Genomic DNA, 16288 nt, shown 5'->3' with positions numbered 1-16288 from the left:
TCTAAGTGTGTAAGCTGTTATATAAAAAATCTTAGTCCTGTACTAATCAAAAATGGAGGAGATTAGGATGACTCAAGTATTAGAAAATGTTAAAAACGCATGGGAAAACTTTAAAGGTGAAAAATGGAAAGCAGAGATTGATGTTCGCGATTTCATTTTAAATAATGTAAACGTTTTTGAAGGGGACGAATCTTTCTTAGCAGAAGCAACTGAAGCAACGAAACAACTTTGGGATCAAGTAATGGATTTAACAACGAAAGAACGTGAAAACGGTGGCGTTCTTGATATGGATACAAAAATTGTTTCTTCTATTACATCACATGACCCAGGATACTTAAATAAAGATATTGAAAAAGTAGTCGGTTTCCAAACTGATAAACCATTTAAACGTTCTTTACAACCATATGGTGGTATTCGTATGGCAGAACAAGCTTGTGAATCTTATGGATACGAAATGGATAAAGAACTTAGTCGTATTTTTAGAGAGTGGAGAAAAACTCATAACCAAGGTGTATTTGATGCATACACACCAGAAATGAGAAATGCACGTAAATCAGGTGTTATTACTGGTCTTCCAGATGCATACGGACGTGGACGTATTATCGGTGACTATCGCCGAGTAGCGTTATATGGTATTGATCATTTAATTGAAGCGAAAAAAGCTGATTTGAATTTAACTGGTGGTGTAATGAGCGAAGATACGATGCGTTTACGCGAAGAGTTATCTGAGCAAATGCGTGCACTTCAAGAGTTAAAAGAAATGGCTGCTTCTCATGGCTTCGATATTTCTAAGCCAGCAACAAATGCACAAGAAGCATTCCAATGGTTATACTTCGCATACCTTGCAGCGATTAAAGAACAAAACGGGGCTGCAATGAGTCTTGGACGTACTTCTACATTCTTAGATATTTACATTGAAAGAGATTTAGCAAATGGTACTTTAACAGAAGAAGAAGTACAAGAAATTGTAGATCACTTCATTATGAAATTACGTCTTGTGAAATTCGCAAGAACACCTGATTATAATGAATTATTCTCTGGTGACCCAACTTGGGTAACTGAATCTATCGGTGGTATGGCATTAGATGGTCGTCCATTAGTAACAAAGAACTCATTCCGTTTCTTGCATACATTAGATAATTTAGGACCAGCTCCAGAACCAAACTTAACTGTTCTTTGGTCTAAACAATTACCAGAGAACTTTAAAAACTACTGTGCGAAAATGTCTATTAAAACATCAGCAATTCAATATGAAAATGATGACATTATGCGTCCTGAATACGGCGATGATTACGGTATTGCATGTTGCGTATCTGCAATGAGAATCGGTAAACAAATGCAGTTCTTCGGAGCTCGTGCAAACTTAGCGAAAGCATTATTATATGCGATTAACGGTGGTAAAGATGAAAAGTCAAAAGCACAAGTTGGTCCTGAGTACGCACCAATTACTTCTGAAGTATTAAATTATGAAGAAGTTATGCATAAGTTTGATATGACAATGGAATGGTTAGCGGGTCTATATTTAAACACATTAAATGTTATCCATTACATGCATGATAAATATAGCTATGAACGTATTGAAATGGCACTTCATGATACAAACGTTCTTCGTACAATGGCAACAGGTATCGCTGGTCTATCTGTAGTAGCAGATTCATTAAGTGCAATTAAATACGCAAAAGTAAAACCAATTCGTGATGAAAATGGTATTGCAGTTGACTTCGAGATTGAAGGAGATTTCCCTAAATACGGTAACAATGATGATCGTGTAGATGAGATTGCTGTAAATCTTGTAAAAACATTTATGAATAAACTTCGTAAACATAAAACATACAGAAATTCTGTTCATACAATGTCAATCTTAACAATCACATCTAATGTTGTATACGGTAAGAAAACTGGTAATACTCCAGATGGCCGCCGTACTGGAGAACCATTTGCACCAGGTGCGAACCCAATGCATGGACGTGATACAAAAGGTGCATTAGCTTCATTATTATCTGTGGCTAAATTACCATATGAAGATGCACAAGATGGTATTTCTAATACGTTCTCTATTATTCCGAAAGCACTTGGTAAAGAAGATGATGTACAAGTACGTAACTTAGTATCAATGCTTGATGGTTATGCAGTAAAAGAAGGGCACCACTTAAATATTAACGTATTTAACCGTGAAACATTAATGGATGCAATGGAACATCCTGAGAAGTATCCACAATTAACAATTCGTGTATCTGGTTATGCTGTAAACTTTATTAAATTAACTCGTGAACAACAAATTGATGTAATTAACCGTACAATGCATGAAAGCATGTAAATGAAAAAAGGTGTCCCTTCGCTCTTAATATATAGCGAAGGGAGGCTGTTTCAATAAAGGAGGAAGTAACATGGTAAAAGGAAGAATACATTCTGTAGAGTCTTGTGGTACTGTTGATGGCCCGGGGATTCGTTATGTCATATTTACACAAGGGTGTTTATTACGTTGTCAATATTGTCATAATGCTGATACGTGGGAAATCGGTAAAGGTAAAGAAATAACAGTTGAAGAAGTGATGCAGGATGTGACATGTTACCTTCCATTTATTGAAGCTTCCGGAGGCGGTATAACAGTTAGCGGTGGAGAGCCATTATTACAGCTAGACTTTTTAATTGAGTTGTTTAAAAAGTGTAAAGCGGCTGGTATCCATACCACAATCGACTCTTCTGGTGGTTGTTATTCTGAGGAACCAGAATTCCAAAATAAGCTAGATATTTTAATGGATTATACAGATTTAGTTTTATTGGATCTGAAACATATCGATTCCAAAAAGCATCGTAAATTAACAGGGAAACCAAATGAACATATTTTACAATTTGCTCGTTATTTATCGGATAAGAATAAACCGATTTGGGTACGACACGTATTAGTTCCTGGTGTTACGGATAATGAAGAGGATCTACAAAAACTATCTAGCTTTATTCAAAGTCTGTCTAATGTTCAAAAAGTTGAAGTGTTACCATATCATAAGCTTGGTGTATATAAATGGGAGGCGCTTGGACACAAGTATCCACTCGCAAATGTAGAACCACCTACTGAGAAAAATGTAGAACATGCTAAATATATTTTACAAGCGGTCTAATCCAAATATTGGATTAGGCTTTTTGCTTTCTTTACAATAAAATCTAGAGTATATATTGATAAAAGAGTATACTGAAAGTAGAATATCCATAATTTTGTACGGAATAAATGGAGAAATTTACATAATTGTAAAGGGAAATCAAAATAGTAAAAAGAATTAAGAAGTAAAAGAGTGAGTATCATGGAATAGAGAACATTTGTAAGTTATTGCGAAAGCTCTTATAGGAAAGTATAATGTAAAGATATGAGCACAGATAGGATTAAGGGGTCAATCTTATATGCTTTGCATATCCACGACAGGTACATAGCTGAAAGGGAATTATTAGAATCTGTTTATGTAATTTTTAAGGAAAATGTTTTTCCTATTGTCGTATATGCAATATGGAGAAACAAAAAGCTAGGAGTGGATTTGTTTGATAAAAAACCCCAAGGTTTTAATATTAACTGCACATTACGGTAATGGTCATGTGCAAGTAGCAAAAACATTAGAACAAACATTTCGCCAAAAAGGAATTGAAGATGTTATTGTATGCGACTTGTTTGGAGAATCACATCCATTTATAACTGACATTACAAAATATCTATATTTAAAAAGTTATACAATAGGAAAAGAATTATATCGTTTGTTTTATTACGGGGTAGAAAAAATTTATGATAAGAAAATAGCATCTTGGTATGCGAACTTTGGGAGAAAACGTTTGAAAACACTGTTACAGGTGGAGAAACCAGATATTGTAATTAATACATTTCCAATTATCGCTGTACCAGAATTGAAGAAACAAACAGGTATTTCAATTCCTGTCTATAACGTATTAACGGATTTTTGCGTGCACAAAATATGGATTCATCGAGAAGTAGATCGTTATTTTGTTGCAACGGATCATGTGAAAGAATTGATGGTTGATATCGGTGTACCTGCGGAACAAATTGTTGAAACAGGAATTCCAATTCGGAGTAGTTTTGAGTTAAAGGTAAATCCGGAAATCATATATACTAAATATCAGTTATGTAAGAATAAAAAGATTTTACTAATTGTAGCAGGTGCTCATGGGGTATTAGGAAATGTAAAAGAACTATGCCAATCATTTATGTCAGTGCCTAATTTACAAATAGTTGTCGTTTGTGGGAAAAATGAAGCTTTAAAACAGGATTTATTAAGTTTACAGAAGCAAAATTCCGATGCATTAAAAGTGTTTGGGTATGTTGAAAATATTGATGAATTATTCCGTGTTACTTCTTGTATGATTACGAAGCCAGGCGGAATAACATTAAGTGAAGCAGCAGCGTTGCAAGTACCTGTCATTTTATATAAGCCTGTTCCAGGACAAGAAAATGAAAATGCGATGTACTTTGAAAGAAAGGGAGCAGCAGTTGTCATTCGCGATGATAGTGAGGTTTTTGCAAAAACAGAGGCATTATTACAAGATGATGTGAAGCTTCTTCAAATGAAAGAAGCAATGAAAAGCATCTATCTTCCAGAGCCAGCTGGTCATATTGTAGATGCAATTTTGGCAGAAAATCATGCAGAACCGCGTCATATACCTATTAAATCACCTGCTCTTGCACAATCTTTTACTTAATATGAAACCCTCTTTGTATATGTAAAGAGGGTTCTTTATTATTTTCAAAGAAAATTCAGCCAGTTATCCACAAAAGGATTGCGCTTTCATTAAACAGTAAAGTCGGAATATTAACAACTATATCCACATTGTCCACAATTTTTAGAAAAATATCCACAATTAAAACAGCTGATATATGCTTTAATATAGAAAAATATTAAATGTTTTTGAAAATTACTAACAATTCTGTTGGTTTTGTGGATAAAGTTGTCCACAGCAAAAAAAGTCCCTTATGTATAAGGGGCTTTTTTGCTTACTTCTATCAGTCGAGAAAATTATGTAATGAAAATGAATAATTAGGGGGGAAACTTCTAATTATTCATTTTCACTTTAAATGCTTTTCGAGCGATATCCTGCTGCACGATCTGCTTTTTGAAATTCGCGTTGATAGAGAACTTCTTGTGTACTAGATAATGTGTTTTTTGCTTTATCACGTTTCTTTTTATCCATTACAAATCACCTCGTGTCTTAAAGTTACTATTTATCGTTTCCAAAGACATGAGGGGATATACGCATATGGAAAATGTTAACGATTGATTATCATTTCAGAAAATTTAGATTACGCTTCTTTTAATTGATGAGCATCTTGGAAGGTTGTATCTCGCATTGTAGCAAGTGTGTATTGATCTTTTGGAATTTCATATAAGTTATACACTTCTTCGTTTGCGTTAATTTCATCATATACGGCTTTTCTTGTTTCGTTTGCTAGATTCACATATTGCAGTTTTTCTGCAGCTTTAATAGAACGAATATTTATTTTACGAATACGCATGAAAATTGTTTCAATATCTAATTCATAGAAAAGTTCACTAAAAAATGAATCTTTTGCCAATTTATTATAGCCTTTTCCATGATATGGTTTGCCAAGCCATGTCCCGAGAAATCCAGCTTTTTCTTGCACATCAAATAAAGTAATTGTTCCGATAGGGTTACCCCATTCATCTAAAATTGTGCGTGAAATTAATTCACCACGTTCTTCAGCTTCAATCGTTTGTTTTGTTAAGAATAAATATTCTTCATAAGAATAAGCCTTTTGACGCACAAAAGGGAAGACAGCTGGATCCACCATTAACTCGTATAGAACGTGGCTGTCGTGTAAGTCGCGTTTTTTCAACATACTAACTCCTCCTCACACGAGGGTAGCATGACGAAAAAACACCCCACCCTCGAAATTTTTATATCAATCTTTAAAAAATTTCGGGGTGGGAATCGAACCCACTAGAACCAGTTTCTAACGCTGGTGGCGCACCATTTGCCTTCCCCATTCATCAATTTGAAAATGATAATCACGACACAAATTGATTATGGTTTCATTCAGTTTATAATCGTATAATACTTTATCTAGTCAAAAAAATAAACTAGTTTTTTTTATTTTTTTTGTAAATTATTTTTCCATCAATCATAGTTAGTACAGGCTTGGCTAAATAATGGAAAGGATGATGAGTCCATAACACGAGATCGGCGTCTTTTCCAACCTCAATGCTTCCAATTCTATCCTCTAAACGCAAATTTCGCGCTGGGAATATGGTGATTCCTTCTAGTGCTGTTTTCTCGTCTAACCCTTCTCTTACTGCAACAGCGGCACAAATATTTAAATATTGAATGGGTGTATAAGGATGATCTGTTGTTATAGAAACTTCCACACCATTTTTAGATAATATATGGTAAGTATCCCATGTCTTGTTTTTTAGTTCGATTTTAGAACGACGTGTCAGAGTGGGACCAACTGAAACCTTCAAATTGTGTTTCGAAAGCTCTTCAACAAGAAAGTGTCCTTCTGTACAATGTTCAATACGTAGATCGAGGTTGAATTCCGTTGCAAAGCGTAGCGCAGAACTAATATCATCTGCTCGGTGAGCGTGGATACGTACGGGTATTTCACGACGTAATGCTTTTAAAATAGGAAGCATTCTAAAATCAGCTTCGTGCCCGTAGTGTTGTGCTTCATAGAATGATTCCCGAAGTAACCCCATAATCCCCATACGTGTAATGGATTCTTTTGTTCCATTACTATGGACTTTTTTAGGATTTTCTCCAAAGGCAATCTTTAAACCAGCAGGTTCTTGAATAATCATATGATCAATACAAGTTCCAGCTGTTTTTATTACACAAGTAGTACCCCCGATAATATTTTGACTGCCAGGCATAACGTGAACGGTTGTAATTCCGTTTTGTACAGCGTCTTGAAAGGCAATATCGAAAGGATGGATTCCATCTAAAGAACGAATATGTGGTGTTGAAACTTCAGATGTTTCATTGGCATCATTTCCAGCCCAACCAGTACCTTCATCATAGAGACCAAGGTGAGTATGGACATCAATAAAGCCAGGTAAGAGATGGAGTGCTCGTGCATCTATAACGGTCATATCTTGAGTAGGTTGAATAAAAGGTTTGACCTCGGTAATTCGCTCTCCTGTAACGAGTACATCTCCTTGAAACTTTTGAGATGTAATAGGGTATACAATGGCTTGTTTGAGCAATATTTTCATAGGTACCTCATTTCTGTTACTTTATAATGCTAATGGAAGTTAAGGGAAAGTAACTGAAAGGTTATTTGTATGGTAATGCTTCGGATCCTAGAAAATGAAAGTTTTGAAAGAGCCCATGTAAAATTGTGTTTTAGAAGTACTACATTGTATGCGAAAGTATATTTTGTAATGCATGGTCTATTGCCGGAAATGTGTATTGGTATCCATATTCAATTGCCTTAATGGGTAATACACGTTGCCCTTCTAGTACAAGTATGCTCATTTCACCCAGTAAAGTTTGAATGATAAATGAAGGTACAGGCAACCAATGAGGTTTTTTCATTATAGTTGCAATGTTTTCTCCAAATTCCTTCATTCTTATGGGTGTTGGTGCTGTCATATTAAGAGGACCATCAATTTCTTTTTTGTGTATGATGAAATCCATCATACGAACGACATCGTCTATATGAATCCATGATAACCATTGCTTCCCAGAACCAATGGTGCCGCCGATATAGAATTGATAGGGAAGTAGCATTTTGGGAAGAGCTCCTCCATTTGCACCTAATACAACTCCAAATCTTGCGTAGATTGTTCGTATTCCGAGAGAACGTGCTTTAGATGCTTCTTGTTCCCATGAATATACTGTATTTGCTAAAAAGTCATTTCCAGGAGTCTCATGCTGTTCTGTAAAAGACTCTATTTCAGACGTTCCATAGTATCCAATAGCACTTGCGTTAATAAATGTGTGTGGTTTTGTATGGAGTGTCTGCAATTGTTTAATGAGTCCTTTTGTTGTTTGAATTCTACTGTTTAAAATGGCTTTCTTTTGTTGCTTTGTCCATCTACTATTAATAGACTCTCCGGCTAGATTAATAACTATATCAATAGAAGAGAGGGGGAAGGTTTGTAAATCTGGTGTCCATTGAACATACTGAAGGTTAGGATCGGAAGTTTCAGTAGTTTTTTTTCGTGTGAGAATGTAAACAGTATATCCTTTTTGAATAAAAAAAGTAGAAAGGGATTTACCGATAAAGCCTGTACCACCAGAAATTGCGATTTTCACAAGTATTTCCTCCTCATTATATATATTCTTGAAAAGAAAAAATGTTCCTCGACTATGTTAAAATAATAGAGAGGTGAGAGTATGGCTGTCATTACAAAAATAGAAGTACAAAAACGATCGAAAGAACGATTTAATATTTATATTGATAAAGGTCAAGGCGAAGAGTACGGATTTAGTGTGGATCAAGTAATCTTAATAAAACATGGATTACAAAAAGGCTTAGAAATTGATGAAATCGAGTTAGGAAATATTTTGTACAATGAAGAAGTACAAAAAGCATATTTACAAGCAATCTCCTATTTATCCTATCAAATGAGAACAAAACAAGAAATAGAAGATTTTTTACGAAAAAAAGAAGTGGGACAGGCCATCATCTCTGAAGTCGTTTCGAAATTATTACATGACCGATATATTAATGATAAAGAGTATGCTGTTTTATATACGCGAACGCAAAGTAATGTGAATCGAAAAGGTCCAACTGTTATTAAAAGAGAGTTATTAAATAAAGGTGTTCAGGATTTAATTATTACACATAGTTTACAAGAATATCCGAAGGAAAAGCAAATTGAGAATGCCTTGTTTCTCATAGAGAAGAAGAAAAAATCTTATCAAAAACATTCTTTTTTACAAATGAAACTAAAGTTAGATGAGATGCTTGTTCGAAAAGGATATTCTAGAGAAGTAATTCAAATTTGTTTGGAAGAATTGAAAGACGAAAAAGATGACGAAAAGCAACAAGAAGCGTTACACTATCATGGGAATAAATATTATGAGAAATATAAGAAGCATGATGGATGGACATTTGAAAACAAGATGAAACAAGCGTTATATCGAAAAGGATTCTCTATTGATGAAATCGAGATATTTTTGCAAATGAAACGCGAAGAGGAATGAGGAGAATAAGATGAATATGCCAAAACGCTACAGTGAAATGACACCGCATGAGCTAAGGGAAGAAATTGGCGCTTTGAAGGAGCAAGCAGTAAAAGCTGAGCAGCTTGGGATTGTCAATGAATTTGATGTATTAATGAGAAAAATGGCAATGGCTCGTGCTTATATGACGGATGTAAACAAATTCCGTATTGGTGAAACATATGAATTAGTAGAAGAACCTGGTGTATTATTTAAAATTACGTATTTCAATGGGGTATTTGCTTGGGGATATAAGCAAAATGATAATGAAGAGATTGGCATACCAATTTCCTTATTGCAAGAAAAATAAAAACCAGAGAGCATATATCTCTCTGGTTTTCATCTTTGGTAGGCGTTAAAGGAGATAGGAGATTCTAAAATTGGCGTTTTTTACATTCATTTGCCAATATAATGAGAGACTGGGTTTGTTGCGTCTGTCCGTTAACTTGTGCTTTCGCATGTTTTGGACGAGTCCACGTATGGTTAAATAATTCAGAACGACTATCTAAGCGATCACGGTAGCTCATCTTTATCACCTCGTGTAGGAAGTTAATTTAATTTGTACTACTCTTCCTGCTGATTTGCAGCACGCATACGTTCTTGTGGGTGCGTGTTAATTGTGCCGTTAGGTCGTTTCGAAGCGAAGCGTGATTTCGCTTTCGGTTGACCGTCGATTTTGCTGTTGTTTTTTGACTCAGACCAAAATTCGGCTTGTTTACCCATTGCGAACGCCCTCCTCATTATCGGTTGATACCTCTTTAAGAAGTATCAATTATAGAATGTGCAAAATTGAAGAAACTATCCTTTAGAAATGAAGGGATAAATAGGTAAAAGGAGATTATAATATGAATGATATTTATGAAACATTAACGAAAGAATTATTAGACAAGAATGACAAGCTTTCTTACGCACAAGCTCGTGCGTGGGTTGAGTTACTATGGGAAGATTTTCAAACAACTTATGCAAAATCAGGTCGTTATCAAGGCGATGAAATGACGGAACAAGTGGTACGATCATGGATTAATAATCATGGTGTACGCCTTCATGAAATGCGGACAAATAATCCGAAGTATAGTCATTTAATTAATCAAGAAGATCATTTGAAACATTAAAAAAAGCGACTTAAGTCGCTTTTTTTAATGTGGAAGTAATTCCAGTTTTTTTCGAAGCTTTTCTTCACTAAAAATCCATCCTGTATAGGAACTAATAATATTTAAATTGTGGTCGAGCTGAACGATTGCAACGAATGGATAATAATCTTTACTTCGATATCGTAAATCAATGAATCGTACTTCATAATAATGGTCATGATCAAAAATATCCCAGCGATATACAGGAGAGAAAGATAGGAAGGCTGAGATGTTTTCATCTTGTTTAGCTGCTCGCATAATATTATTGTCTGGGAACGGTACCCGATCGAACTTATCATATATCATGATGTTACCACGGTGCCATCTCGCAACGTAGTAATAATCAGCCGTAACGACTGCTAAATGGTAATGATAAAATCGGTAAGAAGGAGAAATGATAATCTTTTCGACATTTTTGAAACGTTTGTGTACAACGCTTCTTATATTTCTGTGCATCATAATCCGTCCGATATAGTAAACAATCATTAATATATATGCCGCTAAAGCTGTATATCCCTTATGAGAACCGACGAGCATGCAAGCAATTGCAAGTATATGGATAAAGAAAATTACGGTATCGAATGTATTAATTATGCCAAGTGCGACCCATTTTTTTGTGAAAGGTCGTAATGCTTGTGTACCATAGGCGTTGAAAATATCTACAAAGACGTGAAGAAAGACGGCAATAAATGACCAAAGTAGTAGATGAAGATATGGAGCTTCTGAAAAGAAGGCGAAAGAGATGCCACTTATAAGGAATGACCAAAGAATTACCGCAGGAATAGAATGAGTAATCCCACGATGATTTCTTATATATTTAGCGTTATTACGCAATTTTAAAACTGTGTCAATGTCAGGAATGTTGGAACCAGCAATTGTAGCAAGCATAACAGCTTGGGGGCCAATATCACTTTGTGCTATGGCTGGATCTAATGTTGCTAAGCTACCTAAAGTGATACCCATAACAAGGTGAGTGGCTGTGTCCATAGAAATCCACCTCCGTTTTTTATTAATGTAACTCTTTTTATTCGATACCTCAAGTCCTTTGCCTTCTATTTCCTATGTCATCTTACTTAAATTTTTTCCTAAAATCTTTATAATAGTACTTATATGCAAAAAAATGAGGGGGATCAAGTTTGACACTTGAAATACTAAACAATTTTAATATAGAGCAGTTTCAAAATGATTTAATTGGTTGGTTTGAAGAAGAACAGCGCGACTTACCGTGGAGAAAGAATAAAGATCCATACCGCGTTTGGGTTTCTGAAATTATGTTGCAGCAAACAAGAGTAGAAGCTGTAAAACCATATTACGCAAATTTTATGGGGAAGTTTCCTACACTTGAAGCGTTAGCGAACGCTGATGATGAAGAAGTATTAAAAGCATGGGAAGGTTTAGGATATTATTCTAGAGCACGTAATTTACATGCGGCAGTAAAAGAGGTAAAAGAAGTATACGGCGGGGTTGTACCAAGTGATGTAAAGAAAATTGAAAAGTTAAAAGGAGTAGGACCATATACAAAAGGTGCTATTTTAAGTATCGCATATGGTATACCAGAGCCGGCAGTTGATGGAAATGTTATGCGTGTATTATCTCGTATTTTATCAGTATGGGATGATATTGCAAAACCAAAGACTCGAAAAGTTTTTGAAGAGATTGTGCGTGAAATTATTTCAGTAGAAAACCCATCTTATTTTAATCAAGGATTGATGGAATTAGGTGCATTGATTTGTATTCCTAAAAATCCATCGTGCTTACTTTGTCCTGTGCGTGAGCATTGTAGAGGATATGCTGAAGGTGTTCAAAAAGAATTACCAGTAAAAAGTAAAGCGAAAGCTCCTAAAATGGTACCTATTGTTGCAGGCGTACTTCAAACTGAAGACGGTCGTTACGTTATTAATAAACGTCCAAGTACAGGTTTGTTAGCTAACATGTGGGAGTTTCCTAATGCTGAACTTGGAGAAGGTATTCGAAATCAGAAGGAACAGCTTATAGATTATATGAAAGAAAAATTTGAGCTCGAGGTTTCTATTGATGAATACGCAATGAATGTACAACATACGTTTACACATCGTACTTGGGATATATTTGTATTTTACGGAAAAGTAACCGGTAATATTGTTGATACAGATACATTAAAATTTGTATCGAAAGAGGTATTTGAGCAATTACCTTTCTCAAAATCACACCGTACTATTTATGAAAATTGTGTGGAGAAAATTACAATGCAATAAATAAAAAAGTGTTCCCAATCTAGGGAACACTTTTTTAATCGTAAGAAATTTTTGTCCCATGAGTCCAACTAGCTTCGCCTTCTTGTAAGCCGCCTCTTGATTCGATTTCTACTACAATTTCTTTGTAAATACTTTGCCCTTCTACATTTAAATAAGGCAGAACCTGTTGTAGTGAGTGATGAAAATAAGCTAATTCATCTTCTTTCCATTCATTTTTTGAAATCATCGTTAGTTCAGTCATATCGCGTCCTATATACATATTTCCACCTCCATTTCTTATAGTTTGAATAAGTAACAAAAGATATATGCGGAAATTATTCAAAAGAAAATTACGGATAGCTTCTAAGTGAATTGGTTACATTATTGATTGTGGAGGTGAGAAAGATGAGTAAAAAACAACAAGGTTATAACAAAGCAACTTCTGGTGCTAGCATTCAAAGTACAAATGCTAGTTATGGTACAGAGTTTTCAACTGAAACAGATGTACAAGCTGTAAAACAAGCAAACGCACAATCAGAAGCAAAGAAAGCGCAAGCTTCTGGTGCACAAAGTGCAAACGCTAGTTATGGTACAGAATTTGCAACTGAAACAGACGTGCATTCTGTGAAAAAACAAAATGCTAAGTCAGCTGCAAAACAATCACAATCTTCTAGCTCAAATCAGTAATGAAAGAAAAACACTTCTCTAATTCGGGAGAAGTGTTTTCTTTTTGCGTGGATCGTTGTAATGAAAAGAAAGCGAACGACATAACTTCTAATAAGTCAACAAATGTAGTCAAAGGAGAAGGAAGTTAACAATTAGAATTATGTAATTAGGAATAATAACTGATGAATAAGTCCAAAAGGGGGTAAGTAATGAACGATTTTGATAAGTTGGTAGGGGAGCAATTAGAAACGATGGATGAATTGTTAAAGTTACAAGCACATCTAGAGAAGTATCAACAAATTGAAATGAATGAAAAAGATACGTGCGATAAAAAAGAACTGCATTTTATCCGCCAGGAAATATATAGAACAGAAGTAGCGTTGAAGATGTTACATGAGAAATTTGAAGAACAAACGAATAGTGTAATTCAATCTTTTGCAACTGAAAAAATGATTTCAAATTTAGGATAAGATATATTGTTATCTTCAGGTGAAAAGTCCTTCTTTGTATGGAAATAGAGAAGGGCTTTTTCTATTACATGTCCTCGCTTATAAATAATACAGTACAATCCTTTTATCTTCTAAGAAGCGGTGGGGCATAGTATTCAACGATAAACCTCCTGCATATTCAGTTTGAAAAATAGAGTCTTATCCCTTTAGTTTTAAAATTTCGACAAAAAAGTTATAATAGAAAAAAAGTGAATGCCGTTCAAAGGGCATTTGCAGTTGAAAGAAGGGAGCATATATGGGATTTCCCAAAGAAGGAGAAAAAGTACAAATACATAGTTATAAACATAATGGCTCCATTCATAGAATGTGGGAAGAAACAACAATTTTAAAAGGGACACAGAGTCTTGTAATCGGAGCGAATGATCGTACAGTAGTTACAGAATCGGATGGCCGAACATGGATTACTCGTGAACCAGCAATTTGTTATTTTCATGCCAACTATTGGTTTAATGTGATTGGGATGCTTAGGGAAGATGGCGTATATTATTATTGTAATTTAAGCTCACCTTTTGCGTATGATCCTGAAGCATTAAAGTATATTGATTATGATTTAGATATTAAAGTATATCCAGATATGACATATACGCTTCTAGATGAAGATGAGTATGAAAAACATAGTGAAATTATGCAGTATCCACCTGTTATTGATACAATTTTGAAACGAAATGTAGCACATTTAACACAGTGGATTCATCAAAGAAAAGGTCCATTTGCACCAGATTTCGTAGATATGTGGTATGAACGATATTTAATGTACAGAAATTAAAACAAACCTGCAGGGGGCTTCCCGGCAGGTTTGTCCTATTAGAGGGGGGATTATGTGCAAGGCATAAAAAGATATTTACAATTTGTTAAACCATATCGATGGCTTATTGCTATTACAATTATTATTGGACTAGTTAAGTTCGGTATCCCACTTATTATGCCGTGGTTATTAAAGTATATTATCGATGATGTAATTCAAGGCGCTGGCTCACTTCAAGATAAAACATCTCAATTAATAACAGCGATTGGAATTGCTTTCTTTATTTTTGCGGTATTAAGACCACCGATTGAATATTATCGTCAATATTTCGCCCAACGTATCGCAAATACAATACTGTATGATTTGCGGAAGCATATTTTCGGTCACTTACAAAAGTTAAGTTTACGTTATTACTCCAATACAAAAACAGGGGAGATTATTTCGCGTGTCATCCATGATGTAGAACAAACGAAAGATTTTGTAATTACTGGTTTGATGAACGTCTGGTTAGATACTGCAACAATTGCTATTGCTATCATTGTTATGTTTTCTATGAATATAAAATTAACATTTGTTGCGTTATTGATTTTACCTATTTATATAATTGCAGTGAAATATTTTTTCGGACGTCTTCGGAAATTGACGAAAGAGCGTTCACAAGCGTTAGCGACGATGCAAGGGTATTTGCATGAACGTATTCAAGGAATGCAAGTGACACGTAGCTTTGCGTTAGAAGAGTATGAGGGGAAGCAGTTTGAAAAAAGAAATAATGAATTTTTAACGAAAGCATTAACCCATACAAGTTGGACGGCAAGAACATTTTCGGCAGTAAACACGTTAACCGATTTAGGTCCGTTACTTGTGATTGGTTTTGCAGCATATGAAGTAATTCAAGGGCAGTTAACGCTAGGAACGATGGTAGCTTTTGTTGGATATATGGATAGTTTATATAGTCCGCTTCGCCGCCTTGTTAATTCATCTACAACATTAACACAATCTTTTGCATCGATGGACCGTGTGTTTGAACTGTTAGATGAAAAATACGATATTGTTAATGTACCAAATGCGGTACAAACGAAAAAATTAAATGGAGAAATTGTATTTGACAATGTTTCTTTTCGTTATAATGCAGATGAAAAAGAGATATTACACAACTTGTCATTAACTATGAAACCTGGAGAGAAAGTAGCGCTTGTAGGAGCGAGTGGGGGAGGAAAGTCATCTCTTGCTAGTTTGATCCCGCGTTTCTATGATGTTTCTGAAGGCACGGTTTATGTAGATGGCATAGATGTAAGAAAGTATAATATGAGAAATTTGCGTAGTCATATTGGAATTGTACTGCAAGATAATTTATTGTTTAGCGATACAATTGGAGCTAATATTTTATATGGAAATCCGAAGGCTACAGAGAAAGAGGTGATTGCAGCTGCTAAAGCTGCGCAAATTCATGATTTTATTATAGACTTACCAGATGGTTATAATACTGTCGTTGGAGAACGTGGTGTGAAGCTATCGGGCGGGCAAAGACAGCGCGTGGCAATTGCACGAGTGTTTCTAAAGAATCCTTCGGTACTTATATTAGATGAAGCAACTTCAGCATTAGATTTAGAAAATGAAAGGTATATTCAAGAGGCGCTTCAGACGTTAGCTGCTGACCGGACAACGATTATAATTGCACATCGATTAGCGACGATTACGCATGTTGATACGATTATTTACATTGAAGACGGTGAGATTAAAGAGACTGGTTCTCATGAAGAGTTAATGCGAAAAAGAGGATTTTATTACAATTTATATCAACTTCAACATATAACAGAAACAGCTCCTTTAGCATAAAAGGAG

The 16288-nt window shown here is 35.0% G+C and carries 19 protein-coding genes; 11 read left to right on the top strand and 8 right to left on the bottom strand.

Going from position 1 to position 16288, the window contains the following annotated elements:
- The first annotated feature begins 67 nt into the window (after positions 1 to 67).
- The 3 genes from pflB (at position 68) to M1D66_RS24740 (ending at position 4698) form a co-directional block, all read left to right on the top strand.
- A complete protein-coding gene (gene pflB / locus M1D66_RS24750; protein WP_000195471.1) occupies positions 68 to 2317 on the top strand; it encodes a formate C-acetyltransferase in 2250 nt (749 codons plus the stop codon).
- Between the two features lie 70 nt (positions 2318 to 2387).
- Entirely contained in the window at positions 2388 to 3119 is a 732-nt protein-coding gene (gene pflA, locus M1D66_RS24745) for a pyruvate formate-lyase-activating protein (RefSeq protein WP_000238458.1), read from the top strand.
- Between the two features lie 412 nt (positions 3120 to 3531).
- Positions 3532 to 4698 (top strand): diglucosyl diacylglycerol synthase, encoded by a 1167-nt coding sequence (locus M1D66_RS24740; protein WP_000594690.1) that lies wholly within the window; start codon positions 3532 to 3534, stop codon positions 4696 to 4698.
- A 369-nt stretch (positions 4699 to 5067) separates the two neighbouring features.
- Here the strand turns inward: M1D66_RS24740 and M1D66_RS24735 are convergent, their stop codons facing one another.
- The 4 genes from M1D66_RS24735 to M1D66_RS24720 form a co-directional block, all read right to left on the bottom strand.
- Positions 5068 to 5187 (bottom strand): YfhE family protein, encoded by a 120-nt coding sequence (locus M1D66_RS24735; protein WP_000358482.1) that lies wholly within the window; start codon positions 5185 to 5187, stop codon positions 5068 to 5070.
- Between the two features lie 109 nt (positions 5188 to 5296).
- On the bottom strand, positions 5297 to 5854 hold the full coding sequence (locus M1D66_RS24730) for a GNAT family N-acetyltransferase (protein ID WP_000914737.1): 558 nt from the start codon (positions 5852 to 5854) through the stop codon (positions 5297 to 5299).
- Positions 5855 to 6095: 241 nt separating this feature from the next.
- Complete coding sequence (locus M1D66_RS24725) at positions 6096 to 7226, bottom strand: amidohydrolase (protein WP_000698317.1); 1131 nt, start codon at positions 7224 to 7226, stop codon at positions 6096 to 6098.
- Positions 7227 to 7365: 139 nt separating this feature from the next.
- Positions 7366 to 8271, bottom strand: a complete 906-nt coding sequence (locus tag M1D66_RS24720; RefSeq protein WP_000684378.1) for a TIGR01777 family oxidoreductase — start codon at positions 8269 to 8271, stop codon at positions 7366 to 7368.
- A gap of 81 nt (positions 8272 to 8352) precedes the next feature.
- Here M1D66_RS24720 and recX point away from each other — a divergent pair, with 81 nt between their 5' ends.
- Positions 8353 to 9165, top strand: coding sequence for a recombination regulator RecX (gene recX, locus M1D66_RS24715; protein ID WP_000268502.1), 813 nt, complete (start codon positions 8353 to 8355; stop codon positions 9163 to 9165).
- A 10-nt stretch (positions 9166 to 9175) separates the two neighbouring features.
- Complete coding sequence (locus M1D66_RS24710) at positions 9176 to 9493, top strand: YfhH family protein (protein ID WP_001057025.1); 318 nt, start codon at positions 9176 to 9178, stop codon at positions 9491 to 9493.
- Between the two features lie 64 nt (positions 9494 to 9557).
- Here M1D66_RS24710 and M1D66_RS24705 read toward each other — a convergent pair whose 3' ends face one another.
- Both M1D66_RS24705 and M1D66_RS24700 read right to left on the bottom strand, forming a co-directional pair.
- On the bottom strand, positions 9558 to 9710 hold the full coding sequence (locus tag M1D66_RS24705; RefSeq protein ID WP_000122093.1) for a YpzG family protein: 153 nt from the start codon (positions 9708 to 9710) through the stop codon (positions 9558 to 9560).
- 37 nt (positions 9711 to 9747) lie between these two features.
- On the bottom strand, positions 9748 to 9906 hold the full coding sequence (locus M1D66_RS24700) for a small, acid-soluble spore protein K (protein ID WP_000517891.1): 159 nt from the start codon (positions 9904 to 9906) through the stop codon (positions 9748 to 9750).
- 122 nt (positions 9907 to 10028) lie between these two features.
- On the opposite strand from M1D66_RS24700, the gene M1D66_RS24695 reads away from it, so the two are divergent.
- A complete protein-coding gene (locus M1D66_RS24695) occupies positions 10029 to 10295 on the top strand; it encodes a YfhJ family protein (RefSeq protein ID WP_000998166.1) in 267 nt (88 codons plus the stop codon).
- Between the two features lie 24 nt (positions 10296 to 10319).
- Here the strand turns inward: M1D66_RS24695 and M1D66_RS24690 are convergent, their stop codons facing one another.
- The gene (locus tag M1D66_RS24690) at positions 10320 to 11300 is read right to left on the bottom strand and encodes a metal-dependent hydrolase (RefSeq protein ID WP_000379112.1); all 981 of its coding nucleotides are present in this window, start codon (positions 11298 to 11300) and stop codon (positions 10320 to 10322) included.
- Positions 11301 to 11449: 149 nt separating this feature from the next.
- Here M1D66_RS24690 and mutY point away from each other — a divergent pair, with 149 nt between their 5' ends.
- Positions 11450 to 12547: an A/G-specific adenine glycosylase gene (gene mutY, locus M1D66_RS24685; protein WP_000171397.1), complete on the top strand. Its 1098-nt coding sequence runs from the start codon at positions 11450 to 11452 to the stop codon at positions 12545 to 12547.
- 34 nt (positions 12548 to 12581) lie between these two features.
- Here mutY and M1D66_RS24680 read toward each other — a convergent pair whose 3' ends face one another.
- A complete protein-coding gene (locus M1D66_RS24680; RefSeq protein WP_000275436.1) occupies positions 12582 to 12806 on the bottom strand; it encodes a hypothetical protein in 225 nt (74 codons plus the stop codon).
- 125 nt (positions 12807 to 12931) lie between these two features.
- Here M1D66_RS24680 and M1D66_RS24675 point away from each other — a divergent pair, with 125 nt between their 5' ends.
- The 4 genes from M1D66_RS24675 to M1D66_RS24660 all read left to right on the top strand — a co-directional run bounded on the left by M1D66_RS24675 (position 12932) and on the right by M1D66_RS24660 (position 16282).
- On the top strand, positions 12932 to 13213 hold the full coding sequence (locus tag M1D66_RS24675) for a gamma-type small acid-soluble spore protein (protein ID WP_000039046.1): 282 nt from the start codon (positions 12932 to 12934) through the stop codon (positions 13211 to 13213).
- Between the two features lie 188 nt (positions 13214 to 13401).
- Complete coding sequence (locus tag M1D66_RS24670) at positions 13402 to 13662, top strand: YgaB family protein (RefSeq protein WP_000997575.1); 261 nt, start codon at positions 13402 to 13404, stop codon at positions 13660 to 13662.
- A gap of 274 nt (positions 13663 to 13936) precedes the next feature.
- The gene (gene ntdP / locus M1D66_RS24665; protein WP_000506622.1) at positions 13937 to 14467 is read left to right on the top strand and encodes a nucleoside tri-diphosphate phosphatase; all 531 of its coding nucleotides are present in this window, start codon (positions 13937 to 13939) and stop codon (positions 14465 to 14467) included.
- A 54-nt stretch (positions 14468 to 14521) separates the two neighbouring features.
- The gene (locus tag M1D66_RS24660) at positions 14522 to 16282 is read left to right on the top strand and encodes an ABC transporter ATP-binding protein (protein ID WP_242554880.1); all 1761 of its coding nucleotides are present in this window, start codon (positions 14522 to 14524) and stop codon (positions 16280 to 16282) included.
- The last annotated feature ends 6 nt before the right edge of the window (positions 16283 to 16288 follow it).

This window comes from Bacillus sp. PK6-16 (assembly GCF_056530295.1).
Note: the sequence above shows the minus strand (reverse complement) of the source record. Positions and strands in the feature narration are given on the sequence as shown.